Genomic DNA, 25,504 nt, shown 5'->3' on the forward strand with positions numbered 1-25,504 from the left:
CTCCCGAGTATCGGCCTGAACGGCGTTCCGTGTCCAGAATACGCGGATCGGTTGCGATCGCCATACTCAGTATGCATACTCAGTATCCATGTCGATCAGGCATGGACTGCTCGCCCTGCTGAGCAGCGAACCGCGGTACGGCTATCAGCTCCGGGTGGAGTTCGAGGCGTCGACGGGGGCGACCTGGCCCCTCAACATCGGCCAGGTCTACACGACGCTCACCCGCCTGGAACGTGACGGCCTGGTCGCGCCGGGCGGCGCCGACGAGCAGGGGCGCGCCGTCTACATGATCACCGAGGCCGGTCGGGAGGAGCTGGAGCGATGGTTCAGCACCCCCGTCGACCACTCCGACCGGCCTCGGGACGAACTCGTCATCAAGATCGCGATGGCCGTCGCCGCCACGGACGTGGACGTGGGAGAGGTCATCCTGGCCCAGCGCATGGCCACCATGCGCACGCTCCAGGACCTGACCAGGGCCAAGAGGGCAGTGGGGGACGGCCTCGCCCAGCGACTCGTCCTCGAATCGATGATCTTCAAGGCCGAGGCCGAGCAGCGCTGGCTCGACCACTGCGAGGCCGTTGTCAAGGAGAAGAACGCATGACTGTGGTGGAGCTGCGGGACGTCACCCGCGAGCACGGCCAGGCCCACGCCCTGCGCGGCGTGAGCCTGGAGGTGGCACAGGGGGAGCTCGTCGCCGTCATGGGCCCGTCGGGCTCGGGCAAGTCGACCCTGCTCAACCTGGCCGGCGGCCTCGACCGGCCCACGTCGGGCACGGTACGGATCGAGGGCCGCGACCTGGCCGAGGTCCGCGACCTGGCCGCGCTCAGACGCGGCAGCGTCGGCTACGTCTTCCAGGACCTCAACCTGATCCCGTCCCTGACGGCGGCCGAGAACGTCATGCTGCCCAGGGAGCTGGACGGCGTGCGCGCCGCCCAGGCCCGCAAGGAGGCGCTGGCCGTCCTCGCCGACGTGGGCGTCGACCAGTTCGCCGACCGGTTCCCCGAGGAGTTGTCCGGCGGCCAGCGCCAGCGCGTGGCCATCGCCAGGGCGCTGGTCGGCGAGCGACGGCTGTTACTGGCCGACGAGCCGACCGGCGCGCTCGACACGGCCACCGGCGACGAGATCCTGAGCCTGCTGCGCAACCGCTGCGACGAGGGCGCGGCGGTGTTGCTGGTCACCCACGAGCCGCGCTACGCCGCCTGGGCCGACCGGGTGGTCTACCTGCGGGACGGCCTGATCGCGGAGGCGTCGGCGGTGCGGCTGGAGAGCGCGCGATGAGCGCCTTCCTGGCCGCCCTGCGCATCTCCCGCAGGGACGCGCTGCGTTTCAAGGGGCGCAGCGCCCTGATCATGGTGATGATCGGGCTGCCCATCCTGGTCATCACGGGGATGCTCACCGGCGCGGCGACGACCAGCCTCACCGCGCAGGAACGGGCCGGCTCGCGGATGGGGGCGGCCGACGCCCGTCTCATCACCTTTTCGTCCCGTGCGCAGGTCGAGCAGGACTACAGCGGGTATTCCGCGGGCCAGCCGAAGAGCACCGGTTCGACGCGGCCGTGGACGACCACCGAGATCAACACGCTGCTCCCTGGTCGCCTGCTGCGCTACCAGGAGAGCGTGGTCAGCGCCCGGCTGCCCGACGGCTTCTCCCAGGCGGATGTCCTGGAGATCGATCTGCGCGACCCCATGACGGCCGGGCTGCGCCCCCTGCTACGGGGCCGGTACGCCGCAGCGCCCGGCGAGGTGGCGATCTCGTCGAAGATGGCCGGCAGCGGCGTCCGGGTGGGCGACACGCTCGTCACGCGGCGGCCGGACCGCACCGCGAAGGTGGTCGGCGTCGTCGAGAACCCCAACCGGCCCGGCATCCTTGAGCTGGCCGCCCTGCCGGAGGGCCTGCTCCCGCATCAGAACGACGGCAACAGCAGCGGCTGGCTCGCCGACACCGCCGCGCCCGTCATGTGGTCGAAGGTGCAGCAGCTCAACCGGGCGGGCCTGGGCGTCACCTCCCGCGCGGTGCTCGACGCCCACGCGGGGGACGACTCCCGCTTCGACGGCCCGGGACACCTGGAGGATGCGGTCCTGCTCGGCGTCGCGATCGTGCTCGTCGTCATGGAGACCGTTCTGCTGGCCGGACCGGCGTTCGCCGTGGGGTTGCGGCGGCGGCGCAGGGAGCTGGCGATGATCGCCGCGCAGGGCGGGTCGGCGCGGCACCTGCGCATGATCGTGCTGGCCGACGGCCTGGTGCTCGGCGGCGCCGCGGCCCTGCTCGGGGTCGTCCTGGGCATCGGGCCGGGCCTGCTCGTCGAGTCGATCGCGGCCCGGGAGCTGGACTGGACGCACGGACCGGCTGAGGTGCCGTGGCTGCCGGTGCTCGGCGTGGCGGTGCTCGGCCTGGTCAGCGGGCTGATCGCGGCGATCGTGCCCGCGGTGCAGGCGAGCCGGCAGGACACCGCGCAGGTGCTGGCCGGGCGGGCCGCGGAGATCCGGGGGCGGGCCCGGCGTCCCGTGCTCGGGATCGTGCTGCTGCTGGTGGGGCTGGGGGCGACCGGCTACGCCATGACCAGGGGCGTGGTGTCGATCGCGGCGGCCTTCGTACCGTTCGTGCTCGGCGTGGTCGCGTTGATGCCGTGGCTGGTCCAGGCCACCTCGCGGATCGCCGCCAGGCTGCCGCTCCCGCTGCGCCTCTCCGTGCGCGATGCCGCGCGCCACCGCGTCCGTACGGCCTCCGCCGCCGCGGCCGTCATGGCGGCGACCATGGGGGCGGTCACGCTCGGCATCGGCAGCAGCAGTGCGTACACCCACGAGGAGGAGAGCAACATCTCGGTGTTCCCGCTGGGCACCACGGTGATCGGCGGCGCCACGACGATGGACGGCCAGACGTGGGCCCGGCTGAAGGAGGCCGTCCGCGTCCGCTTCCCCGGTACGGAGATCGTCGCCGGACATGAGGTGACGGACGCCAAGGGCAGGACCATGTGGTTGACCGTGAACGCGACGTGCGGGGCGGAGGCGTGCCAGCCGTGGGTTCACGACCGTCCCCCGATCGGCGGCGCCGACCTGCTCGCCTTCCTCCAGAAGCGCCGTGACCCGCAGGCGGTCGCCGCGCTGGCGGCGGGCAAGGCCGTGGCGTTCAGCCCGGACGTGGTGCGCGACGGCATGATCGAGGTCGCCGTCGACCGCCAGGACGCGGCCACCCGCTCGACCATCAGGACCATCCGGATCCCGGCCGTGTTGTCCACCGGAGCCGACCCCCGTCAGGCGGGCGCCATGATCCCGCCGCAGGCGCTGGCCAAGGCCGGGTTCCGCGTGGTCGAGCGGATGCTCTACACCGCGTCCCCGCCGCAGGACGAACGGCGCATGGAGGCCGACCTGCGGGGCGAGGTGGACGGCAACCTGTTCCTCTACGCCGAGCGGGGGAAGGGAGAGGACCGCGCCTTCGCCCTCATGATCGTGCTCGGTGCGGCGCTGGTCCTCGTGCTCGGGGGCACGTTCGCGGCCACGGGGCTGGCGGCGGCCGACATGCGTCCGGACCTGAACAACCTGTCGGCGGTCGGTGCGGCGCCCCGGGTGCGCAGGCTGGTGGTGGCCGCCCAGGCCGCCTACATCGCGGGACTCGGCGCGGGGGTGGGCCTCCTGGCCGGATCCGTCGTCGGGGTCGCGGTGACCTGGCCGCTGACCAGGAACGGCGCCGCCGGCTCGCGCGCCTTCCTGGACGGCCCCGCCGTGATCGACGTCCCGTGGCTGCTCCTGGCCACGCTCGTGCTGGGCCTGCCGCTGGTCGCGGCCCTGGTGGCCGGGCTGTTCACCCGGACGCGCCTGGTGCTGGCCCGGCGGGTGGCCTGAGCCGGTACCGGAGGGTCACGAGGACCGACAGGAAGATGATCAGCGCCGGGACCGCGGTCTGCCCGATCAGGACCGCGGTCACGGCGCTGTCCGGCTGCTGGACGGGTGTGCTCGGCTCGGACTCGACGAACCCGCCGATCGACAGGATGATCCCGAAGATCAGCGCGCCGAACGAGCTGACGCCGCTCTCGATGGCCGTCCACAACCCGGTCAGCACGCCCGCCCGCCGCTTGCCCGACTCGGCCGCGTCCGCGGCGACGACGTCGGCCAGCATCGAGAAGAGCATGAGCTCGACCCCGGCGATCCCGATGCCGACGAGCAGGATGGTCAGGTGGGCGTACAGGGGGCCGAACAGCGGGGTGGCCATTGCCGCCGCCGTGCCGCCGCCGAACAGCAGCGCGGCCAGGATCATCGCGCCGCGCTTGTCGAAGCGCCGGGCCAGCCACACCCACAGCGGCATGGTCAGCAACATCGGCCCCACCAGCGCGGCGAAGAGCGTCTGCGTCGCCTTCGACGACCCGATCGTGTACGCCGCGAAGTACGGCGCGGCGGCCAGCATCATGCTCACGGCCAGCATCTGCAGGCAGGCCATCACGGTCAGCCACAGGAACGCCCGATTGCCCTTGATCGCCGCGAACTGCTCGCGCCACCCGCCGTGGTCCGCCTCGGGGGCGCCGGTCATGGGGGCGCGGGCGGTGCCGAAGAAGGAGCCGAGCATCGAGGCCAGCAGGATGAGGGCGATCGTCAGGCCCATCAGCCGGTAGCTGCCGAGCGTGCCCTCCTCGCCCTCGCCGGTGGCGATCATCGGGGCCAGCACGCCGCTGATCGCGGTGGCCGCGCCGATGAAGACCATCCGCCACTGCAGCAGCGAGGTGCGCTCGTGGTAGTCGTGGGTCATCTCGCCGGGCATGGCCTTGTACGGCACCTCGTACAGCGCGTACGCCGTGGCCGTCGCCATGAAGCACAGGCCGATGTACAGGGCGGCCGGGACCCCGGTCAGCGGCGGCCCGGCGAAGACGAGGAAGAACGCGACGGGCAGCGTCAGCGACCCGGCCAGCAACCACGGGCGGCGCGGGCCCATCCGCGAGACGGTCCGGTCGGACCACCGGCCGACCAGCGGGTTGATGATCAGGTCCCACACCTTGGGCGCGGTGACCACCACGCCGGCCAGCCACGGGGGCACGGCCAGGAAGTTGGTCATGTAGTACAGCAGGAGCAGTCCGGGCACGGCGCTGACCGTGGCCGTGCAGAAGGAGCCCACGCCGTAGCCGAGGCGCACGCCCCTGGAGACCGTGGGCGTGCTCACCGGCGTCGTGATCATGGACCTATTCAAGCCGAGCGAGAGCTTGTTCGGTAGGGCCCAGTTTCCCGGGCCCCGCCGCGGCCACTCCCGTACGGTGGCTACTCCCGTACGTTGGCGCAGACCACGTGCGCGCCGATCTCGATCATCCGGCGTTCGCTGCGCGCGTCGGCGACCCTGGCCATGAGGATCGGCGCGCCGCTCGCCGCGAACTGCGGGAGGCGGGCGCGTACCAGGCGGTGCAGGTCGCGGACGACGTCCTCGGCGGCCGACATGTGCACCTTCACGTGCAGCATGATCCCGGTCGCCCCGGACGCGGTGCCGGCCTCGGAGATCCACACGTGGTGCACGAGCGGGAAGTCCGCCAGCAGTTGCGCGATGGCCTGCCGCAGCGCGGGCAGGATCGGGTGCGTGCACCGGCGGTAGCCCGGGTCCACCTGCTGCATCGGCCCCGACAGGTGGGGCCGGGGCGCGGGGACCCACGGCAGTGCGGGCGCCTCCGGGGCGGGCGGAGCCACCTGCGCCAGCGCGGGCACCCGCGAGACGGTCGCCATCGCGCCGGTCGCGTACGCGGCGGGCACCGCCCCCGACAGGACGGGGGTGTGCCCATTGCGGGTGCTGGTCAGGAAACGCTGGAGATCGTCGATGGGGACGGCCGCGGCGGCGGGGCCCGCGGCGTCGATCACGATCTCCCGCACGCCCGTGACGCGCTGGATGTCCAGGATGGTGTCGGCGTCGCACACCGAGAGGGAATGGCTGCCACGGTGTCGGGCGTAGGTCGTCGGGCTGGTGTACCCGAGCAGAACCCGGTCACCCGCCTGGGTCGTCCCAAGGACGACCGATCGATCTGGTCGCACTGCCACCAGGACTCCACCGTCGGCGAGGGCCGCCAGCAGGCGATGAGGCGCGCCATGCTGTGCGAGCACGTCGGCAAGCGCAGGATTCCCGATGCTCATATGACGAACCATAGGTAGTCGGCCACGGCTTATCAGGCTAATGGTGAATAAATCTCCCGATCAAGACAAAGATGGGAGCAGAGTGGATGAGTTTCCCGCCACCCGGGTACGCGGAGGGCTGTCTCATATCGTGGGTCCCTCGTGAACGCGTTCACAAGCGCGGATAGACTCTGAGGGATCCCGAGGGACCCAGTGACGTGTCCCTCCTGCCCGCCGCATGCCCCTAAGGATCCACGCCTGTGAACAAGCCCGTCGTTCTGGTCGCAGAGGAGCTGTCCGAGGCCGGCCTCGCCGTGCTCGGCGCCGATTTCGAGGTCCGCCACACCGACGGAGCGGACCGTTCCCAGCTTCTGCCCGCCCTCGCCGACGTGGACGCCCTGATCGTGCGCTCCGCCACGCAGGTCGACGCCGAGGCCATCGCCGCCGCGCCGAAGCTGCGCGTGGTCGCCCGCGCGGGCGTCGGTCTCGACAACGTCGACGTCGAGGCCGCCACCAAGGCCGGCGTCATGGTCGTCAACGCGCCGACCTCCAACATCACCAGCGCCGCCGAGCAGACCATCGCGCTCATCCTGGCCAGCGCCCGCAACACGGCCCAGGCCCACGCCGCGCTGAAGAACGGCGAGTGGAAGCGTTCCAAGTACACCGGCGTCGAGCTGGACGAGAAGGTCGTCGGCATCCTCGGCCTCGGCAAGATCGGCCAGCTCGTGGCCCAGCGGCTCCAGCCGTTCGGCGTCGAGCTGATCGCCTACGACCCCTACCTGCCGCCGGCCCGCGCCGCGCAGATGGGCGTCAAGCTGCTCAGCCTCGAAGAGGTGCTCAAGCAGGCCGACTTCATCACCGTGCACCTGCCGAAGTCGAAGGAGACCCTGGGGCTCATCGGCGACAAGGAGCTGCACGAGGTCAAGCCGTCCGTGCGCATCGTCAACGTGGCCCGCGGCGGCATCGTGGACGAGGCCGCGCTCTACTCGGCGATCAAGGAGGGCCGGGTCGCGGGCGCCGGCCTCGACGTGTTCGCCAAGGAGCCGTGCACCGACAGCCCCCTGTTCGAGCTGGACCAGGTCGTCGCCACGCCGCACCTCGGCGCCTCCACGCACGAGGCCCAGGAGAAGGCCGGCACCCAGGTCGCGCGGAGCGTGAAGCTGGCGCTGGCGGGCGAGTTCGTGCCCGACGCGGTCAACGTCCAGGGCGGCGCGGTGGCCGAGGACGTCAAGCCGGGCCTGCCGCTGGCCGAGAAGCTGGGCCGGGTCTTCACCGCCCTCGCGGGCGAGGTCGCCACCAAGCTCGACGTCGAGGTGCGCGGCGAGATCGCCTCCCAGGACGTACGGGTGATCGAGCTGGCCGCGCTCAAGGGCGTGTTCGCCGACGTGATCGAGGAGCAGGTCACGTACGTCAACGCGCCGCTGCTGGCCAAGGAGCGGGGCATCAACGTGGAGCTGGTGACCAGCTCCGAGAGCCCCGACTGGCGCAACGTGGTGACCCTGCGCGGCGTGCTCGCCGACGGCCGGCACGTCTCGGTCTCCGGCACGCTGTCCGGCCCCCGGCAGATCACGAAGATCGTCGAGGTCAACGGCTACGAGATGGAGATCGAGCCGACGGCCCACCTGTCGTTCTTCACCTACACCGACCGTCCCGGCATCGTGGGCGTGGTCGGCCGGCTGCTCGGCGAGGCCGGCGTGAACATCGCCTCGATGCAGGTGGCCCGTGACGTCAAGGGCGGCAAGGCGCTGATCGCGCTGACCGTCGACTCGGCCATCCCGGCCGCCATGATCGACCAGATCGCCGCCGAGATCGGCGCCGAGAGCGGCCGCTCGGTCGACCTGGAGGACTGACCCGAGAAGTTCGGGCCCCGGATCCCGGGGTAGGCCGTCACCTGGACCGTTCCGGGTGGCGGCCTTTTCTTGTCTCAGCATCCGAGATGGCAGGACATCCAACGAGACAGTGAAACCACTGCCAGGTACTGTTGACGGAAATGCGCCAGGTTCTCGTACTCATTACCTGCCGCGGCGGGGCCTGTTAGGGCAGGCCGACGACCCGCCGCGGTGAGTGGCGTCTGTCGGCCGATCAGTCCCTTCCCCTCGTCCGGTCCGTGACCCGGGCCCACGAGAGCAGGCCCGGTCGGATTCGCGACCGGGGTCCGACGCCCCCTTGCTGGATACGCGCCCGCGAAACGAGATGAGTGACATGTACGACATGTACGCCTGGAACCGTACCGAAGAGCAGGAGAACGAGGCCGCCGAGGCCCTGCAGACCGCCCTGGACCGCAGGGACAACGGCGGCGCCCCCCAGAACTCGGCCCGGTAGCGCCGCTCAGGCCCGCGCCGCGGCGTGGGCCAGAGCCAGCGCGCCGAGCAGCGGCGCGTCGTCCGTGAACCGGCCGGGCCGGATCTCCGGCGGGAACGGCACGGCGCGCCGCACCTCATCGGCCAGCCTGGGCACGATCAGCCCGGCCGCGCCCATCATGCCGCCGCCCACGACCAGCCGCTCGGGGTCGAGCGTGACGCACAGGTTCGCCACCGTCATGGTCAGCACCCGCAGCGTCTCCTCCACCAGCTCCGCCAGCGGCCCGGTACGCGCGGCCAGCACCTCCTCCGCCGTGGTGGCGCGGCCGAGCAGCGCGCCGCCCCTGGCCGCCAGCCCCGCGCCGGAGACCAGCTCCTCCAGCGGCACCCGCCCGTCGGCGAAGGCCGCCTGGCCAGGCGTGACCTGGAGGTAGCCGATCTCGCCCGCCGCGCCGTGCGCGCCGGGCACCACCCGGCCGCCGACCACCAGGGCCGCGGCCAGACCGGTGCCGAGGTTGAGATAGACACCCGTGGAGACGCCGCGCAGCGCGCCCCAGCGCAGCTCGGCCGCCGCCGCCGCGTTCACGTCGTTGTCGATGGCCACCGGCGTGGCGCCGAACTCCTCCCGCAGCAGCCGGGGCAGCTCCAGCCCCTCCCAGCCGGGGACGTTCGGGGCCAGCCGCACCACGCCGTCCCTGATCACCCCGCAGGTCGAGAAGCCGACCGCGGCCGGCCGCCCGTCCAGGGAGCGGGCGGCGGCCAGCGCGCGGACGAGCGTGTCCGGCCCGGTCTCCAGCCGGGCCCGCCCGGCGACCACGGGCCCGTCGGAGCCCGACACCCCGATCGCGACCTTGGTGCCGCCGACGTCGATGCCGAGGACCCGGCTCACCGCGCGGCGCCCCTGCGGGCCAGCGAGTCGATCGCCACCGCCAGGGCCAGTACGGCGGCCGTCACCATGAACCGGACCGAGGAGTCCACGCTCAGCAGGAACATGCCGTTGGTGATCGACTGGATGACCAGCACGCCGAGCAGCGCGGCGTAGGCGCGTCCCCGGCCGCCGAACAGCGAGGTGCCGCCGATGACCGCCGTGGCGATGGCCATGAGCAGGATGTCGCTCCCGCCCGAACCCTGGTTGACCGCCGACAGCCGGCTCGCCGCCAGTACGCCGCCGGCCGCCGCCAGCGTGGAGGCCAGCACGAACGCGAGGATCCTGATCCTGGTCACGTTGATGCCCGCGCGCCGGGCGGCCTCGGCGTTGCCGCCGACGGCGTACAGGTGGCGGCCGAAGGTCGTGTGCCGCAACATCAGGTCGAGCAGCACCACCAGCGCGCCGAAGAGCACCAGCAGCAGCGGCACGCCCCGGTCGGCCGACATGACCGCCACCGCCGCGCCCAGCACGACCGCCAGCCCGCCCGACAGAACGGGGGCCTGCCACGCCGGCGCCACGGGCAGCCCGGCGGCCAGCCGCGCCCTCCTGGCCAGTACGGAGATCGCGGCGTACGCGCCGGCCAGCGCGAGCACCAGGGCCCAGGAGAGCCGGCCCGGCAGCCACGTGTCGCTCAGCCCGGAGATGAACCCGTTGAACGGCAGGTTGATCGTCCCGCCCTGGCGCAGCAGGTAGAGCAGCAGCCCGAGCCAGCCCATCAGCCCGGCCAGCGTGACCACGAACGACGGCATCCGCAGCTTGGTCAGCATGAGCCCGTGCAGCAGGCCGATCGCCGCGCCCGCCGCCAGCGCCAGCAGGATCGCGAGCAGGGCGTTCCAGCCCTGTTTGACGTGGGCGATCGTCATGACCGTGGCGCACAGGCCGCTGACCGAGCCGGCCGACAGGTCGATCTCGCCGAGCAGCAGCACCATGATGACGCCGAGCGCGATCGTGCCGGTGGCGGCCATCTGGAGGGCGAGGTTGGTGAGGTTCTCGGGCGACAGGAACCGGTCGTTGAGCGTGCTGAACACGATCGTGATCGCCACCAGGCCGCCGACCACCGGCCAGGCGCCGACCTCGCCCTGCCGCAGCCGTCCCGTCAGCACGATGGGCATCGCCGTCATTCGCCCGCTCCTGTGATCGCGGCCACGATCTCCTCGCGGGAGGCGTCGGCCGTACGGAACTCACCGGCGTTGCGCCCGAGGCGCAGCACCACCACCCGGTCGCTCACCTCGCGCACGTCGGCGAGGTTGTGCGAGATGACCAGCACCGCGAGGCCGCGCTCGCGCAGCCGCCGGATCAGCGCGAGCACCTGCGCGGTCTGCTCCACGCCGAGCGCGGCGGTCGGCTCGTCCAGGATGACCAGCCGCGGCTCGCCGAGCAGTGCCCGCGCGATGGCCACGGACTGCCGCTGGCCGCCCGACAACATCGACACCGGCACCCTGATGTCGCCGATGCGCACGTCGAGCTGGGCCAGCAGGTCGCGGGTCGCGCGTTCCATGCTCAGGTGGCGCAGCACCGACCAGCGGCGGCGTTCGGCGCCGAGGAACAGGTTGGCCACGACGTCGAGGTTCTCGCACAGCGCGAGATCCTGGTAGACGGTCGAGATGCCGAGCGCCTGCGCGTCGTGCGGGGTGGCGACGCGCACCGGCGCGCCGTCCACCGTGATCCGGCCCTCGTCCGGTACGAGCGCGCCGGAGATGGTCTTGACCAGCGTCGACTTGCCCGCGCCGTTGTCGCCCATGAGCGCCACGACCTCGCCGGGACGCAGGTCGAGTCCCACGCCGTCGAGGGCCCGTACCGCTCCGTACCGTTTGGAGATCCCCGTCGCCGCGATCATCTACTCGATGCCCGCCTTCGTGCAGGCGGCCTTGACCTCGGCCGTACAGATCTGGTCGGCCTGGTAGAAACCGTCCTTCACGATGGTGTCCTTGATCTTGTCGGCGGTGACCGCGATGGGGTCGAGGAGGAAGGCCGGGATGTCGGCGGTGCCGTTGTTCACCTTGGAGGTGGCGGCGGGCTGCTCGCCCTTGGTCAGGGCGACGGCCAGCTCGGCGGCCTTCTCCGCCTCCCTCCTGATGTCCAGGTAGATGGTCATGTACTGCTCGCCCGTGAGGATGCGCTGCACGGCGGCCAGCTCGGCGTCCTGGCCGGTGATGGGCGGCAGTTCCTTGTAGCCCGCGCGTTTCATGGCCGCGATGGCGCCGCCCGCCATGCCGTCGTTGGCCGACAACACGCCCACGATGTTGTCCCGGCCGATGGCGGTGATCGCCTGCTCCATCTGCTGCTGCGCCTTGTCGGGGCTCCAGTCGGGGGTGTCGAACTCCCTGCCGACCTTGACCTTGCCGTCCAGGACGCTCTTGGCGCCCTTCTTGTAGTCGGCCGAGCTGGGGTCGGTGGGCGAGCCGTGGATCATCACGATCTGGCCCTTGTCCGTGGTGCCCTTGGTGTTCAGGGCGTCGAGCAGCGCCTGACCCTGCATCTCGCCCACCCGTACGTTGTTGAACGAGACGTAGTAGGCGTAGTCGATGCCCGAGATCAGCCGGTCGTAGGCGACCACGGGGACCTTCTTCTGCCTGGCCTGGTTGACCAGGGGCGCGACCGCGTTGGCGTCCACGGCGTCGAGGACGAGCACGTCGGCGTCCTGGGTGAGGGCCGCTTCGACCTGTTGTTGCTGCTTGGCCGCGTCCTGTTCGGCGTTGCCGTAGATGACCTTGCAGCCGGGGCACAGCGCCTTGACCTTGGCCTCGAACAGGGGGCGGTCGAAGGCTTCGTACCGGGTGGTTTTCGATTCGGGGAGGAACAGGGCGATCGTCCCGCCCTGCCGCGCCGCGGTGGCCTGAGTGGTGGTGGTGGTCGTGCCGGTGGTGCCGGTTCCGCAGGCGGCGGCCAGCAGGACCGCCGCCGAGGGGATGAGTCGCCAAGCTCGGTGCATCGCACTTCGTCCTCTCAGAAGATGCCCGCCCCCGCTTGGTAAGAAAGGTAGTTTACTATCAGGCGAGTTGGCTAGAGTGCACCTCGGAGGGAGGCCGGACATGCGACGCGACCTGGCCAATCCACGGCTGCTGCGGGTGCTCAACGAGCGCCGCCTGCTCGACCAGCTCCACGAGCACGGTCCCGCCTCACGCGCCGACCTGGCCAAGAGCACCGGCCTGTCCAAGCCGACGGTCTCGGCCGCCCTGGCCGGGCTGGAGGAGGACGGCCTGGTCCACCTGGTCGGGGAAGTGTCCGGACGGCCCGGCCCGGTCTCCTCGCTCTACGACATGAACGCCGCCTCGACCCACGTCGCCGGGATCGACATCGGCCGCGACTGGATCAGGGTCGCCGTGGCCGATCTGCGCGGTGCGTTCGCCGGCCGTACCGACGGTCGCAACACGGCCAGGACCTCGACGGAGCTGGCCGACCTGGTCGGCGAGCTGGCCAGGGCGGCGGCCGCCGAGGCGGAGGTCGAGTGGCGCTCGATCACCTGCGCGGTCGTGGGCTCGCCCGGCGTGTACGACCCCGTACGCGGCGGCCTCGACTTCGCCCCCAACCTGCCCGGCCCGCCCGGCCTGGCCGACCGGCTGCGCGCGGCACTCGGCGTCGACCTCGTCATCGAGAACGACATCAACCTGGCCGCCGTCGGCGAGCACGCCCACGGGGCCGGTCGCGGAACGGCCAACTTCGCCCTGGTCTCCATCGGCACCGGCGTCGGCATGGGCATCGTGATCAACGGCGAGCTGTACGTCGGCGCGCGGGGCGCGGCCGGCGAGGTCTCCTACGTCCCGGCCACCGAGCAGCCGCCCGGCGCCGACCCCGTCGCCCACGACGCCGACTCCTTCGCGCACGGCGCCACCGAGGCCGCGACGGCCGCGCCCGGCGTCGTACGCGCCGCCCGCGCGGCGGGCCTGGAGCTGGAGACGGCCAGGGAGGTCTTCGCCGCCGCCGCCGACGGGAACGAGACGGCCCGATCGGTGGTGGAGGCCGAAGGACGCCGCATCGGCGGCCTGCTGGTGGCCGTGGCCGCGGTGCTGGATCCGGAGGTGATCGTGCTGAGCGGGGGAGTCGGGCGCAACCTCGACCTGCTGGGCGCCTCGGTCGAGCGCCGCATCGCCGAGCTCGGCCCGCTGCGCCCGAAGGTGGTGGCCAGCCTGCTCGGCGACAGCGGCGTGCTGCTGGGGGCGGTCGCGCACGCCAAGTCCCGCGCGTGGGACCTCATCTTCGACGCCCGCAGAAGATGACCCCGGCCGGGCCGGTCGCCGAGGCCCGCGGGAGTTGATCGCGGCCGGGCTCGTGGGCTCTGCGCGGAGGTGGGGTGCGCCTTTACGATGAGGGGGTGCCCGGCCTCCTCCGTTCCGTGTGGCGTGAGCCGCGTCCCGCCGGCCCGCCGGCGCGGGTGTGGCGCGACTGGGCGCTCGTCGCGGTGCTCGTGCCGGCCGCGGTGATCGAGGGCCTGCTGCGGCCCGACCTCCGGTGGCCGGTGGTCTCGACGGCCGTGACCGTCGCGCTGGTGCCCACGCTGCTGTGGCGCAGGACCCGGCCGCTGCTCATGGTCATGCTCGTCTTCGGCGTCACCAGCCTGGCGCCGCTGCTGACGCGCGGCGAGCCGGTCGAGACGTACACGCTGGCGTTCGTGACGATCGTGCTCTACGCGCTGTTCCGGTGGGGATCGGGGCGCGAGGCCGTGATCGGGATGGCGGCCGGGCTCGTCGCGGTCCACCTGTCGCTGATCACCGGCCGCATCGCGCCCGGCGACGTCGTCCCGGCGCTCGGCGTCCTGTTCGCCGCCGTCGGGCTGGGCGGCGCCTTCCGGTACCGGGCCGGCGCGCGGCTGCGCGAGCTTGACCAGGTCAAACTTCTCGAACGCGAACAACTCGCCCGCGACCTGCACGACACCGTCGCCCACCACGTCTCGGCCATGGCCATCCGCGCCCAGGCCGGCCTGGCCACCGCCGCCTCCGAGCCGGGCGCCGCCACCGACGCCTTACGGGTGATCGAGGCCGAGGCGTCCCGCACCCTCGCCGAGATGCGGGCCATGGTCCGCGTGCTGCGCAGGAACGAGCCGGCCGAGCTGACCCCGGGCCGTCACCTCGACGACCTGCGGCAACTCGCCGGGCGTCCGCGCGTCGGTCCGGCCGTCGAGGTGGAGATCGCCGGCGGGCTGGACGACCTGCCGCCGTCGTCCGGCGCCGCGCTCTACCGCATCGCGCAGGAGTCGATCACCAACGCCCGGCGGCATGCCCGCCACGCCACCCACATCACCGTCCGCGTCACCGCCGACGACACCTCCGTACACCTGACCGTGAGCGACGACGGCGACCGAGCCACCGGCGTCGCCGCCCCCGGCTACGGCCTCATCGGCATGATCGAACGCGCCGCCCTGCTCGGCGGCACCTGCGAGGCGGGCCCCAACCCCAACCGGGGCTGGACGGTCACCGCCGTCCTGCCCAGGGAGGCCGCGTGAACATCCGGGTGCTGGTCGCCGACGACCAGGAGATCGCCCGTACCGGGCTCAGGATGATCCTCGACGCCCAGCCCGGCATCGAGGTCGTCGGCGAGGCCGGCGACGGCAGGCGGGCCGTCGAGCTGGCCCGCCGCCTGCGGCCCGACGTGTGCCTGTTCGACATCCGCATGCCCGGCCTCGACGGTATCGCGGCCACCCGCGAGCTGGCCGGGCCCGACGTGGCCGACCCCATGGCTGTGGTCGTCATCACCACGTTCGACCTCGACGAGTACGTCTATGCCGCCCTGCGCGCCGGGGCCAGGGGATTCCTGCTCAAGGACGCCGGTCCCGCGCTGCTCGCCCAGGCGGTGACCGCCGCGGCCGGGGGAGAGGCGCTCATCGCCCCGAGTGTGACCGCGCGCCTGCTGGCCGCGTTCGCGGGGGCGGGGCGTGCCGAGGCGCCCGCGCAGCCTATGGAGGCGCTGACCGGCCGGGAGGAGGAGATCCTGCGCGCCGTGGCCCGCGGCCGGACCAACAGCGAGATCGCCGCCGAGCTGCACATCTCGCTCAGCACGGTCAAGAGCCACGTCGCGAGCCTGATGACCAAGCTCGGCGTGCGCAACCGCGTCGAGATCGCCATGTGGGCCTACGAGACCGACCGCGTACGCACCTGACCCCGGCGGACGATCGCCTCGGCCACCGCCAGGTTGATCACCCAGCCCGCGCCGACGAGCAGCGCCCTGCCCAGCTCGCCGGGCGGCCCGAAGGCCAGCAGCCCGAACGCCAGCGTGAAGGCCTGCGTGCCCGCGCCGAGGCCGAGCGCGTACCCGCGGGTCATCCAGGCACGATGCCGGGCCACCTCGCGCCGCCGGATCGCGGCCAGGCCGAGCAGGAGGCAGGCGGCCATGGCCGTGCCGAACAGCAGCCGGAAGGCGGCCAGCAGCACGCCGTCACCGGCGGGCAGGTCGGAGAAGAGCGTCAGCCACAACCCCGACAACGACGCGACCAGCCCGCACGCCACCAGCACCCGCCCCGCCACCCGGTGCCACCTCCGCCGCCGGGCCCGGAACCCGGCCGAGAACTGGAACGCGCCGAGCACGCAGAACACCAGCGAGGCGGGGATGTGCAGCAACACCGGCACGGGCATGGCGAAGAAGCGCGCGTTGCCGGGCGTGACGGGGGCGCCCGAGGCCAGTTCGGTCAGCCGGAGCGCGCCGGCGACGAGGGGGACGACGCTGAGCGCGAGCAATCCGGTGGGTGCGATCCATCTCATGCCTGAGAGCGTGACCGCCGCGGCCCCACCGGGGCATCGCGCGTACGGCCCGAGCCGGTTCGCACCATCGGCGGGCCGGGTGGTCGTACTTTCGGCCATCGAGCCGTCGCCTTTCGACCGTTGAGCGTCCGCGCAGGTCGCGCCCACACTGGCGGCACATCCACGGCACGTCCACGCCGTTCACGCCACAAGGGAGAAACGATGAAGGCCTACGTCCTGCGTTCGTTCGGCTCACCCGACCAGCTCGTCCTGTCCGACGTCGAACGGCCCGTGCCGCGCGACGACGAGGTGCTGGTCCGGGTGCGGGCCACGTCCGTGCAGCCCTATGACTGGCATTTCATGCGGGGGGAGCCGTACCTGTCCCGGATCATGGGCGGCGGCGTCGGGTTGCGCCGGCCGCGCATCCCGGTCCTCGGCGCCGACGTGGCGGGGGAGGTCGAGGCGACCGGCAAGGACGTCACACTGTTCCGCCCCGGCGACGAGGTGTACGCGATGTCCCTCCAGGGCGGCTTCGGCGAGTACGTCTGCCTGCGGGAGAGCGAGGTGGCCCCCAAGCCGGGGAACCTGACGTTCGAGCAGGCGGCGGCCGTCCCGATGGCGGCCAACACGGCGCTGATCGCGCTGCGCGACGAGGGCCGCGTGCAGGCGGGCCAGAAGGTGCTGGTCAACGGCGCGTCCGGTGGTGTGGGCACGTTCGCCGTGCAGCTCGCCAAGGCGTTCGGCGCGCACGTGACCGGCGTGTGCGGCGGGCGCAACGCCGCCCTGGTCCGCTCGATCGGCGCGGACGAGATCATCGACCACACCAAGGAGGACTTCGCCACCTCCGGGCAGCGCTTCGACCTGCTCGTCGACGTGGCGGGCGGCCGCCGGCTGTCGGACTGCCGCCGCGTCCTGGCCAGGAAGGGCGCGTACGTGGTGGTCGGCGGGCCGGCCGGTCGCTGGGTGCAGCCGGCCGGCCACATGTTCGCCGCGCTCGCGTCGGCGCCCTTCGTCCCGCAGCGGATCGCCAGGGCGGACGTGGTCCGCTGCGGGAGCAACAGGGCGAACCTGCTGACGCTGACCGGGCTGATCGAAGGGGGCGAGATCATCCCGGTCATCGACAGGACCTTCCCGTTCGGCGAGATCCCGGCGGCCGTCCGCTACCAGGAGGAGGGACACGCCCCGGGGAAGGTCGTCGTCACAGGGTCGCTGTGAGCATGGCGGGGGCGGGGGCCTTGCGGAGCGCGGTGTAGTCCGCCCAGCGCTTGACGCCCTTGGGGTCGGGGCGTACCGCGCCGACGAAGGCCTGCCTGCGCCACTGCGACAGGCGTTCCTCCTTCACCACGTCGCCGGTGTGCGGGGAATGGACCATGAAACCGGGTTTGGAGATCATGCCGACGTGGCCGAGATTGCTGAAGAACACCAGGTCGCCTGGTTTGAGGTCTTTCCAGGCGATTTTCCGGGAGAAGGCGCCGTACTGCTCGGCGGCGGTTCTGGGGAGTTCGATCCCGGCGTCCTCGTACGCCCGGAGCATGAGCCCCGAGCAGTCGTAGCCCCGTTCGCTGGCGCCGCCCCACACGTACGGGGTGCCGCGTTTGTCCATGGCGTAGTCGAGGGCGACCTTCCAGGCCGGCTTCGGTACACGCTGTTCCTGGACCTGTTTCACCTGGGGGCCGGTGAGGGTGACGGAGGGGGCGGGGTCGGCGGGAGCCGCGGGCGCGAGACCTGCGCCGCCCGCTGCCACCGCCAGGAGGATGGCGATGCTAGACAGGGGAACTGTCCTTCCACGAGGCCGGCCGGGTTAGCTGACGGGCTCGGGCCTGGAAGTAGCCCTACGGCTGTGCTTCGAAGGGGAAGCGAGGCCGATTCGCCCCGGGGGGAAAAGGGGTGGGTCCCCGGCTCCACGCAGTGCTGCGCGGATTAGGCTCGTCGGACTCTAACGAAACGGTCAAAAGGTCGCAATCCCCCCAAAACGGAATGTCCGACCATTGAGATGATGTGTTCGTCAGCCGAGACGAGCCGGTAGGGTACCGCCATGGAGTCGCGTAACATCCGCCTGGCCGTCATCCCCGGGGATGGCATCGGCGCCGAGGTCGTAGCCGAAGGGCTCAAGGTCCTGGAGGCCGTGGGCACGAAGATCGAGCCCACCCATTACGACCTGGGCGCAGCCCGCTACCACCGCACGGGCGAGACACTGCCCGACGCGGTGCTCGAAGAGCTGCGCGGCTATGACGCGATCCTGCTCGGCGCCGTCGGCGACCCCAGCGTGCCGCCGGGCGTGCTGGAGCGCGACCTGCTGCTCAAGCTCAGGTTCGAGTTCGACCACTACGTCAACCTGCGCCCGGTCAAGCTGTTCCCCGGCGTCCCGACCGCGCTGGCCGGCGCGTCCGCCGAGCAGATCGACATGGTCGTCGTCCGCGAGGGCACCGAGGGCCTCTACGCGGGCACCGGCGGCGTCATGCGGCGCGGCACGCCGCACGAGATCGCCACCCAGGAGTCGCTGAACACCGCCCACGGCGTCGAGCGCGTGGTGCGTTTCGCCTTCCAGAAGGCCCAGTCGCGGCCCCGCAAGAAGCTCACGCTGGTCCACAAGACCAACGTGCTCACCTTCGCCGGCGACCTCTGGCAGCGCACGGTCGACCGGGTGGCCGCGGAGTTCCCCGACGTCACCACCGACTACAGCCACATCGACGCGGCCTCGATGTTCTTCGTCACCCAGCCCGAGCGCTTCGACGTGATCGTCACCGACAACCTGTTCGGCGACATCATCACCGACCTCGGCGCCGCGATCGCCGGCGGCATCGGCCTTGCGGCCAGCGGCAACATCAACCCCGAGCGCACCACGCCGAGCATGTTCGAGCCGGTCCACGGCAGCGCGCCCGACATCGCCGGTCAGGGCAAGGCCGACCCGACCGCGACGATCCTGTCCGTCGGCATGCTCCTCGACCACCTCGGCCTCCACGCCGAGGCCGCCAAGGTCGAGCAGGCCGTGGCCGCCGACATCGCCGAGCGCGTGAGCGGCGGCGCCGGCCGTTCGACCGGCGAGATCGGCGACGACATCACCGCGCGAGTATCCGGCTAGGACCCGCCTAGCCCCCGTACGCGCCTGGCGGTCCGAACGAGGACTGCCAGGCGCTTTTTGTGTCCGCGAGGTCGAATCGTCCCAACTACCTCTTGCCATCCCAAATGACGAGACAATAGGAAGTACGAATACTGCTCGCGGGCAGTAGCTTTCAGAATCGTAGATTCGTAGAGAGAAGGACCGCCGTCATGACCATCGCTCAGAAGCTCAGCTTCGACGTGCAGCATTCCGCCCACGCTCGCACCGCGGCCGAGCGGGAGCAGGTACTGGCGAACCCCGGATTCGGGCAGGCCTTCACCGACCACATGATCTCGATCGACTACACCGACGGCGAGGGATGGCACGACGCCAGGCTCCTGCCGTACGGGCCGCTCTCGCTCGACCCCGCCACCTCGGTGTTCCACTACGCGCAGGAGTTGTTCGAGGGGCTGAAGGCGTACCGGCAGATCTCCGGTTCGATCGTGACCTTCCGCCCGTTCGCGAACGCCGCCCGCTTCAACCGCTCGGCCGAGCGCATGGCCATGCCGGAGCTGCCCGAGGAGGCGTTCGTCGAGTCGCTGGAGCTGCTCGTCGGGGCCGACAAGGAGTGGGTGCCCACCACCGAGGGCCACAGCCTCTACCTGCGCCCGTTCATGATCGCCACGCAGGCCGGGCTCGGCGTCAACTACCCGTCGAAGACGTACAAGTACATGGTCATCGCCTCGCCGGCGGCCTCGTACTTCAGCGGCGGCATCAAGCCCGTCTCGGTCTGGTTGTCGACGGACTACACCCGCGCCGCGCCCGGCGGCACCGGCTTCGCCAAGTGCGGCGGCAACTACGCCGCCGCCTTCGTCGCCCAGCGCGAGGCCGTCGAGAACGGCTGCGACCAGGTCGTCTGGCTCGACGCCCACAAGCACGAGTACGTCGAGGAGATGGGCGGGATGAACCTGTTCTTCGTCTTCGGTAACAAGCTCGTCACCCCGGCGCTCACCGGCACCCTGCTGCCCGGCATCACCCGGGACTCGATCCTCGAACTGGCCGACGACCTGGGCCTGGAGGCCGAGGAGCGGCTGATCTCGGTGGACGAGTGGGAGTCCGCCTGCGCCGCGGGCGAGCTGACCGAGGTGTTCGCGTGCGGCACGGCCGCCGTGGTGACCCCGGTCGGCTCGGTCAGGGGCGCCGACCGCTCCTGGACCATCGCCGACGGCACCCCGGGCCCGGTGACGATGCGGGTCCGCGAGGAGCTCGTCGGCATCCAGTACGGCGCCCGCCCCGACACCCGCGGCTGGATCCACAAGATCGCCTGACGCCTCGCCCGGGGCCGGCGTTCAGGCGCCGGCCTCCGTCAGGGCCGCGGTGTCCCGGTGATCTAGTGGTGCTTCCTGATCATCGTGATGCCGTCGGCGACCGGCAGCATGACGACGCTGACCCGGGGGTCCTCGATCACCAGGTCGTTGAACTCCCTGATCTGCACCGTCGTGGTCTCCGTGCGCGCCGGGTCGGCCACGTGCCCGCTGCGCAGCGTGTTGTCGGCCAGCAGCAGGCCACCCGGCCGCAGCCGTTCGACCAGCAGCTCGTAGTAGCCGGGGTAGTTGCCCTTGTCGGCGTCGAGGAAGGCCAGGTCGACGGGCTCGTCGAAGGCGGCCAGCGTCTCCATGGCCGGGCCGAGCGTGAGCGAGACGCGGTCGGCCACGCCCGCCCGCTCCCAGTAGCGCCGGGCGATCGAGGTCCACTCCTCGCTCACGTCGAAGCAGTGCAGCCGCCCGCCCGTCAGTCCCCGCGCGATGCAGACCGACGAGTAACCGGTGAACGTGCCCACCTCGACCGCCACCGCCGGGGCCACGAGCTGGGTGAGCATGGTCAGGAACCGGCCCTGGTCGGCGGAGATCTGCATCCTCGCGGCGTCGCCCGTCGCCTCGGCGGTCTCCCGCGCCAGCTCCTCCAGCAGCAGGTCGGGCGGGGTGGAGTGGTCGAGGATGTACCGGCCCACCGCGGGGTCAAGGAGATTCGCCTTCATGTACGTCATTCTTCCCGTACAGAGATCTCTCAGCGTCATCAGGTACCAATGAGGGATCCGCTGACGGATCGCCGCGCCGGGGCCCGACCCGACCGGCTGTCCGGAGAGCGGGCCTGTCGTTGGTAGGGTCTGCGCGTTCGGTGAGCTGGAAGTGGGCGGATGATGAAGCGGTTGGTTGCGGTCGCGATCGCGTGTGCGGCGCTGGTGGTGCTGGGTGTGCTGGCCTTCTCGGAGCCGGGTGAGACAGCCGGGTCCGTACGCCTGACCAGGCAGATCGACGGTTCGATGGTCCTTGCGGACAAGTCCGGCGACGCGCCCGTGCTCGATGTGTACGAGGACTTCGACTGCCCGATCTGCAAGGAGATGCACTCCAAGGTCGACCGTACGATCCAGAAACTGGCCAGGGAGGGCAGGGTCAAGGTCGTCTACCACCCGGTGACGATCTTCCAGGACGAGCCCATGCGCTCCAACTCCATCCGCGCCGCGGCCGCCGCCCGGTGCATCCCGGAGGCGAACTGGCTGGCCTTCAGGGACGAGCTGTACGCGATGCAGCCCGCCCCGCACGGCTCGGCCTCGGGCTTCACCCTGCCGGAGCTGGTCACGGCGGCCAGGAAGGTGGGCGCCTCGGTGGACGAGTGCGTGACCTCCCAGTCGTACGCGAAGACACACCTGGCGGAGACCGCGAAGGTCCGCATCCAGGGCACCCCGACGGTGTTGCTCGACGGGCAGCAGCTCGGCAACGAGGTGTTCGACCCGGCGGCGCTCGAACGCGCCATCACCGGCGGCGCCGGCGTGCAAGTGTAAAGGTCATGTCCACAAGGTGAGATCAATGTGCCGAATGGTGAATCCCTGTGGCAGACTGACAAGCACCATGCTCTACGGTCTGCTCATTATCGGCAGGCGCGCCGGCTGACACAGGGACACCGCCGGCGCGCAGACCTCTCACGTCCGTGAGGGGTCTTTTTGTTTTCCAGGACACGGATCCGAAAGAAGAGAGACTCATGGCCGACGACCGCTTCCACGTCTACGACACCACGCTGCGCGACGGCGCGCAGCAGGAAGGACTCAACCTCACTGTCGTTGACAAGCTCGCCATCGCACGGCAGCTGGACAGCCTGGGCGTCGGCTTCATCGAGGGGGGCTGGCCGGGCGCCAACCCCAAGGACACAGAGTTCTTCAGGCGCGCTCGAACAGAGCTCGACCTGAAGCACGCGCAGCTCGCCGCGTTCGGTGCGACCCGCCGGGCCGGTGTGAAGGCCGCCGACGACCCCTTGGTAGCCGCTTTGCGCGAATCCGGCGCGCCGGTCGTGACCCTTGTCGCCAAGAGCCACGACCGGCACGTGGAGCTGGCCCTCCGCACGACTCTCCAGGAGAACCTCGCGATGATCCGCGACACGGTCTCTCACCTTCGTGCGGGGGGACAGCGAGTCTTCCTCGACGCCGAACACTTCTTCGACGGCTACAAGTCCAACCCAGCCTACGCGCTGGAGGTGCTCAGGACCGCCGCCGAGGCCGGGGCCGACGTCATCGCCCTGTGCGACACGAACGGCGGCATGCTGCCCGACGAGCTGGCCGAGACCGTCCACGCGGCCGTCCAGACCGGCGCCCGGGTCGGCATCCACTGCCACGACGACACCGGCTGCGCCGTCGCCAACACCCTCGCCGCCGTCAAGGCGGGCGCCACGCACGTACAGGGCTGCGCCAACGGCTACGGCGAGCGCTCGGGCAACGCCAACCTGTTCACCGTCGTCGCCAACCTCCAGCTCAAGCGCGGCTTCGACCTCGTGCCGCAGGAGTCGCTGGCGGACATGACCCGCATCGCGCACGCGATCACCGAGGTCACCAACGTCACCCCCAACTCCCACGCCCCCTACGTCGGCATGTCCGCCTTCGCCCACAAGGCCGGCCTGCACGCCAGCGCCATCAAGGTCGATCCCAACCTCTACCAGCACATCGACCCGGCCGCCGTGGGCAACGACATGCGCATGCTCGTCTCCGACATGGCCGGCCGCGCCTCCGTCGAGCTCAAGGGCCGCGAGCTGGGCTACGAGCTCACCCCGGAGCACACCAAGACCCTCGTCGAGCGCGTCAAGGATCTGGAGGCGCAGGGCTTCACGTTCGAGGCCGCGGACGCGTCGTTCGAGCTGCTGCTGCGTGACACCGTCCAGGGGGCGCGCAGGCGCCACTTCGAGGTGGAGTCCTGGCGCGTGATCGTCGAGCGGACGAAGGGCGGCGAGCTGGTCAGCGAGGCCACCGTGAAGCTGCACACCAAGGGCGAGCGCATCGTCGCCACCGGCGAGGGCAACGGCCCTGTCAACGCCCTGGACAACGCCGTACGGCAGGGGCTGGAGCAGCTCTACCCGGAGCTGGCGAGGCTGGAGCTGGTGGACTACAAGGTCCGCATCCTCGAAGGCACCCACGGCACGGGCGCCGTCACCCGCGTCCTGATCACCTCCAGCGACGACACGGCCGAATGGGCGACGGTCGGGGTGGCCGAGAACATCATCGACGCCTCCTGGCAGGCGCTGGAGCAGGCGGTCACGTACGGGCTGCTGCGCGCCGGCCGCGACTGCGGCTGACTCCGTACGGACTCACGGCGGGTCTCCCGGGCGTACGAGGCCCGACTCGTAGGCGTACCGGACGATCTGGGCGCGGTCGCGGAGGGCGAGCTTGGCGAGCAGGCGGTTGATGTGGGTGCTCACCGTCGCCTCCGTGATCGACAGTGAGCCGGCGATCTCCGTGTTCGACAGGCCCCGCGCCACCAGCCGCAACACCTCCTCCTCCCGGGCGGTGACCCCGGAGGGGCTCCGGGGGGAGGCGGCCGTCGTACGGCGGTAGGTCTCGACGACGCGGCCGGTCACGGCCGGGTCGAGCAGGACGTCGCCGCGCGCGGCGCTGCGGATGGCGGCGAACAGGTGCTCCGGCGGCGACACCTTGAGCAGGAACCCGCTGACACCGGCGTGCAGGGCGAGGTCGAGGTTCTCGTCGGTGTCGTACGTGGTGAGCATGATCACCCTCGGCGGGGCGGGGGCGGCGAGGATGCGGCGGGCGGCCTCCAGGCCGTTCAGGCGGGGCATCGCGATGTCGAGCAGGACGACGTCCGGGCGCAGGCTCCGGGCCAGCTCGACCGCCCGTTCGCCGTCGGACGCCTCGCCGAGCACGGACAGGTCCGGCTGGGTGCCGATCATCAGCCGCAGCCCGGCCCTGATCATCGCCTGGTCGTCGGCGACCACCACGCCGATCCCGTCCGGGTGCGTCACAGGGGGAGCACCGCCCGTACGCCGAAGCCGCCCGACGGTAGCGGGCCCGCCGTCAGCGTGCCCTCGAACAGGGCGGCTCGCTCGCGCATGCCGATCAGCCCGTGCCCGCTCCCCGCGCCGGACGGCGGCCGGGGCCCGCGCGGGCCCTCGTCCACGATCTCCAGCCGCAGCTCGCCGGGCAGGTACGAGACGGTCACCGCCACCCGCGCCGACCCGGCGTGCTTGAGCGTGTTGGTCAACGCCTCCTGGACGATCCGGTACGCCGACAGGTCCAGCCCCGCAGGCAGCGGCACACGCTCGCCCGCGACGTCGAGCCGCACGTCGAGCCCCGCCGAACGGAACTGGTCGAGGAGGTCGTCCAGCCGGTCGAGGCCGGCCTGGTGTGGCGGATCGCCGGCGTTCGTGCCGCGCAGCAGGCCGAGCATGCGGCGCAGCTCGTCCATGGCCTCCCGGCCCGCGGCCTCCACGGTGGACAACGCCTGCCGTTCGGGCTCCTGGTCCGCGCGCAGCAGCAGCCGTACGGTGCCGGTGTGCATGGTCATCACGCTGACGCTGTGGGCGACGATGTCGTGCAGCTCGCGGGCGATGCGGGCACGTTCCTCCTGCACCGACTCGCGGGCCAGCAGCTCGCCGCGCTCGGCGGCCTGCACCGCCAGCACGCGGTGGCGGCGTACGGCCAGGCCGGTCCCGGCGGCGATGGCGCACATGACCAGGGCCACGGCGACGTCACCCGGCCCGGACGCGGGCGAGGACGTGCCCAGCATGGCCGCCACGAACACGCCCGTCGCCGCCAGCCCCGCCACCGCCTTCACGCTGTCCGGACGCACCTCCGACAGCAGCGTGCACAGCAGCACGAGCTGGGTGTAGAACTGCCAGGCCGCGGGCGGCCCGGACACCAAGGCGAACGAGCCGACGTTGGCCGCCGAGTACACGGCCAGGACGGCGAAGGGCGCGCGGGCCCGGAAGAGCACCCCGGCGGCCGTGACGAGCCCGGCGGCCAGCCAGAGGGGCAGGTAGGCGCGCGGGGAGGCCATCGAACGGGCGCTGACCTCCTCCGCGACCGCGAACAGGGCCACGACCCCCGCCACGAGCCAGTCGACGGGAGCGGGGGAACGGCGGTGGAGCATGAGGCGAGAGTAGCCTGCCCGGAATGTCGCCATGTGTCGCGAATTCCGTCCACGAGGAGAGGGCGG

24 protein-coding genes and 1 riboswitch are annotated in these 25,504 nt (G+C 71.6%); of the genes, 13 read left to right on the top strand and 11 right to left on the bottom strand.

The window, feature by feature from the left end; translation table 11 throughout:
- The first annotated feature begins 88 nt into the window (after positions 1–88).
- From IEZ27_RS08265 to IEZ27_RS08275, 3 genes are read left to right on the top strand one after another with little or no spacing between them, the layout of a single operon-like run.
- Positions 89–601, top strand: a complete 513-nt coding sequence (locus IEZ27_RS08265) for a PadR family transcriptional regulator (RefSeq protein WP_125637194.1) — start codon at positions 89–91, stop codon at positions 599–601.
- Positions 598–1,278 carry an ABC transporter ATP-binding protein gene (locus IEZ27_RS08270; RefSeq protein WP_189646674.1) on the top strand — a complete coding sequence of 227 codons (681 nt, stop codon included), beginning with the start codon at positions 598–600 and terminating at the stop codon, positions 1,276–1,278. Before IEZ27_RS08265 ends, IEZ27_RS08270 begins: the two co-directional genes overlap by 4 nt.
- A complete protein-coding gene (locus IEZ27_RS08275; RefSeq protein ID WP_189646675.1) occupies positions 1,275–3,839 on the top strand; it encodes an ABC transporter permease in 2,565 nt (854 codons plus the stop codon). The genes IEZ27_RS08270 and IEZ27_RS08275 overlap by 4 nt, the downstream gene beginning before the upstream one ends.
- On the opposite strand, the gene IEZ27_RS08280 is transcribed toward IEZ27_RS08275, so the two are convergent.
- Both IEZ27_RS08280 and IEZ27_RS08285 read right to left on the bottom strand, forming a co-directional pair.
- Positions 3,799–5,160 (bottom strand): MFS transporter, encoded by a 1,362-nt coding sequence (locus IEZ27_RS08280; RefSeq protein ID WP_189646676.1) that lies wholly within the window; start codon positions 5,158–5,160, stop codon positions 3,799–3,801. The genes IEZ27_RS08275 and IEZ27_RS08280 overlap by 41 nt on opposite strands.
- 80 nt (positions 5,161–5,240) lie before the next feature.
- Positions 5,241–6,002, bottom strand: a complete 762-nt coding sequence (locus IEZ27_RS08285) for a hypothetical protein (protein WP_229823650.1) — start codon at positions 6,000–6,002, stop codon at positions 5,241–5,243.
- A 332-nt stretch (positions 6,003–6,334) separates the two neighbouring features.
- On the opposite strand from IEZ27_RS08285, the gene serA reads away from it, so the two are divergent.
- Positions 6,335–7,924: a phosphoglycerate dehydrogenase gene (serA, locus tag IEZ27_RS08290; RefSeq protein WP_189646678.1), complete on the top strand. Its 1,590-nt coding sequence runs from the start codon at positions 6,335–6,337 to the stop codon at positions 7,922–7,924.
- A gap of 343 nt (positions 7,925–8,267) precedes the next feature.
- Positions 8,268–8,396, top strand: coding sequence for a hypothetical protein (locus IEZ27_RS54910; protein ID WP_268246047.1), 129 nt, complete (start codon positions 8,268–8,270; stop codon positions 8,394–8,396).
- A gap of 6 nt (positions 8,397–8,402) precedes the next feature.
- Here the strand turns inward: IEZ27_RS54910 and IEZ27_RS08295 are convergent, their stop codons facing one another.
- From IEZ27_RS08295 to IEZ27_RS08310, 4 genes are read right to left on the bottom strand one after another with little or no spacing between them, the layout of a single operon-like run.
- Positions 8,403–9,263 (bottom strand): ROK family protein, encoded by an 861-nt coding sequence (locus IEZ27_RS08295; protein ID WP_189646679.1) that lies wholly within the window; start codon positions 9,261–9,263, stop codon positions 8,403–8,405.
- Entirely contained in the window at positions 9,260–10,423 is a 1,164-nt protein-coding gene (locus IEZ27_RS08300; protein WP_125637187.1) for a sugar ABC transporter permease, read from the bottom strand. Before IEZ27_RS08300 ends, IEZ27_RS08295 begins: the two co-directional genes overlap by 4 nt.
- Entirely contained in the window at positions 10,420–11,139 is a 720-nt protein-coding gene (locus IEZ27_RS08305) for an ATP-binding cassette domain-containing protein (protein WP_189646680.1), read from the bottom strand. Before IEZ27_RS08305 ends, IEZ27_RS08300 begins: the two co-directional genes overlap by 4 nt.
- On the bottom strand, positions 11,140–12,234 hold the full coding sequence (locus IEZ27_RS08310; protein ID WP_189646681.1) for a sugar ABC transporter substrate-binding protein: 1,095 nt from the start codon (positions 12,232–12,234) through the stop codon (positions 11,140–11,142). It abuts the gene before it with no gap.
- Between the two features lie 100 nt (positions 12,235–12,334).
- Between IEZ27_RS08310 and IEZ27_RS08315 the strand changes: the two genes are divergently transcribed.
- The 3 genes from IEZ27_RS08315 (at position 12,335) to IEZ27_RS08325 (ending at position 15,395) form a co-directional block, all read left to right on the top strand.
- Positions 12,335–13,519: an ROK family transcriptional regulator gene (locus IEZ27_RS08315; protein WP_229823651.1), complete on the top strand. Its 1,185-nt coding sequence runs from the start codon at positions 12,335–12,337 to the stop codon at positions 13,517–13,519.
- Between the two features lie 95 nt (positions 13,520–13,614).
- Positions 13,615–14,742 carry a sensor histidine kinase gene (locus IEZ27_RS08320; protein ID WP_189646682.1) on the top strand — a complete coding sequence of 376 codons (1,128 nt, stop codon included), beginning with the start codon at positions 13,615–13,617 and terminating at the stop codon, positions 14,740–14,742.
- Positions 14,739–15,395: a response regulator gene (locus IEZ27_RS08325; RefSeq protein WP_189646683.1), complete on the top strand. Its 657-nt coding sequence runs from the start codon at positions 14,739–14,741 to the stop codon at positions 15,393–15,395. The genes IEZ27_RS08320 and IEZ27_RS08325 overlap by 4 nt, the downstream gene beginning before the upstream one ends.
- Here the strand turns inward: IEZ27_RS08325 and IEZ27_RS08330 are convergent.
- Entirely contained in the window at positions 15,368–15,994 is a 627-nt protein-coding gene (locus tag IEZ27_RS08330) for a DUF2306 domain-containing protein (RefSeq protein WP_189646684.1), read from the bottom strand. The two genes, IEZ27_RS08325 and IEZ27_RS08330, sit on opposite strands and share 28 nt — an antisense overlap.
- 201 nt (positions 15,995–16,195) lie before the next feature.
- Here IEZ27_RS08330 and IEZ27_RS08335 point away from each other — a divergent pair, with 201 nt between their 5' ends.
- Positions 16,196–17,188 (top strand): NAD(P)-dependent alcohol dehydrogenase, encoded by a 993-nt coding sequence (locus IEZ27_RS08335; protein ID WP_189646685.1) that lies wholly within the window; start codon positions 16,196–16,198, stop codon positions 17,186–17,188.
- On the opposite strand, the gene IEZ27_RS08340 is transcribed toward IEZ27_RS08335, so the two are convergent.
- Positions 17,172–17,717, bottom strand: a complete 546-nt coding sequence (locus tag IEZ27_RS08340) for a C40 family peptidase (protein WP_189646686.1) — start codon at positions 17,715–17,717, stop codon at positions 17,172–17,174. The two genes, IEZ27_RS08335 and IEZ27_RS08340, sit on opposite strands and share 17 nt — an antisense overlap.
- 31 nt (positions 17,718–17,748) lie before the next feature.
- Positions 17,749–17,910: riboswitch (cyclic di-AMP (ydaO/yuaA leader) on the bottom strand.
- A gap of 98 nt (positions 17,911–18,008) precedes the next feature.
- On the opposite strand from IEZ27_RS08340, the gene IEZ27_RS08345 reads away from it, so the two are divergent.
- Both IEZ27_RS08345 and IEZ27_RS08350 read left to right on the top strand, forming a co-directional pair.
- Positions 18,009–19,055, top strand: a complete 1,047-nt coding sequence (locus tag IEZ27_RS08345; RefSeq protein WP_189646687.1) for a 3-isopropylmalate dehydrogenase — start codon at positions 18,009–18,011, stop codon at positions 19,053–19,055.
- Between the two features lie 188 nt (positions 19,056–19,243).
- A complete protein-coding gene (locus IEZ27_RS08350; protein WP_189646688.1) occupies positions 19,244–20,341 on the top strand; it encodes a branched-chain amino acid aminotransferase in 1,098 nt (365 codons plus the stop codon).
- A gap of 62 nt (positions 20,342–20,403) precedes the next feature.
- Here IEZ27_RS08350 and IEZ27_RS08355 read toward each other — a convergent pair whose 3' ends face one another.
- Positions 20,404–21,051: an O-methyltransferase gene (locus tag IEZ27_RS08355; protein ID WP_189646689.1), complete on the bottom strand. Its 648-nt coding sequence runs from the start codon at positions 21,049–21,051 to the stop codon at positions 20,404–20,406.
- A 159-nt stretch (positions 21,052–21,210) separates the two neighbouring features.
- Here IEZ27_RS08355 and IEZ27_RS08360 point away from each other — a divergent pair, with 159 nt between their 5' ends.
- Together IEZ27_RS08360 and cimA are read left to right on the top strand one after the other, a co-directional pair.
- The gene (locus IEZ27_RS08360) at positions 21,211–21,855 is read left to right on the top strand and encodes a DsbA family protein (RefSeq protein WP_189646690.1); all 645 of its coding nucleotides are present in this window, start codon (positions 21,211–21,213) and stop codon (positions 21,853–21,855) included.
- 197 nt (positions 21,856–22,052) lie between these two features.
- Positions 22,053–23,630 (top strand): citramalate synthase, encoded by a 1,578-nt coding sequence (gene cimA, locus IEZ27_RS08365; RefSeq protein WP_189646691.1) that lies wholly within the window; start codon positions 22,053–22,055, stop codon positions 23,628–23,630.
- A 12-nt stretch (positions 23,631–23,642) separates the two neighbouring features.
- Here the strand turns inward: cimA and IEZ27_RS08370 are convergent, their stop codons facing one another.
- Both IEZ27_RS08370 and IEZ27_RS08375 read right to left on the bottom strand, forming a co-directional pair.
- Positions 23,643–24,311 (bottom strand): response regulator, encoded by a 669-nt coding sequence (locus IEZ27_RS08370; RefSeq protein ID WP_229823653.1) that lies wholly within the window; start codon positions 24,309–24,311, stop codon positions 23,643–23,645.
- Positions 24,308–25,438 carry a sensor histidine kinase gene (locus IEZ27_RS08375; protein WP_189646692.1) on the bottom strand — a complete coding sequence of 377 codons (1,131 nt, stop codon included), beginning with the start codon at positions 25,436–25,438 and terminating at the stop codon, positions 24,308–24,310. The genes IEZ27_RS08370 and IEZ27_RS08375 overlap by 4 nt, the downstream gene beginning before the upstream one ends.
- Between the last annotated feature and the right edge of the window lie 66 nt (positions 25,439–25,504).

The sequence above is a fragment of the Nonomuraea spiralis genome (genome assembly GCF_014648435.1).
In the GTDB taxonomy this organism is placed as follows: Bacteria; Actinomycetota; Actinomycetes; order Streptosporangiales; family Streptosporangiaceae; genus Nonomuraea; species Nonomuraea spiralis.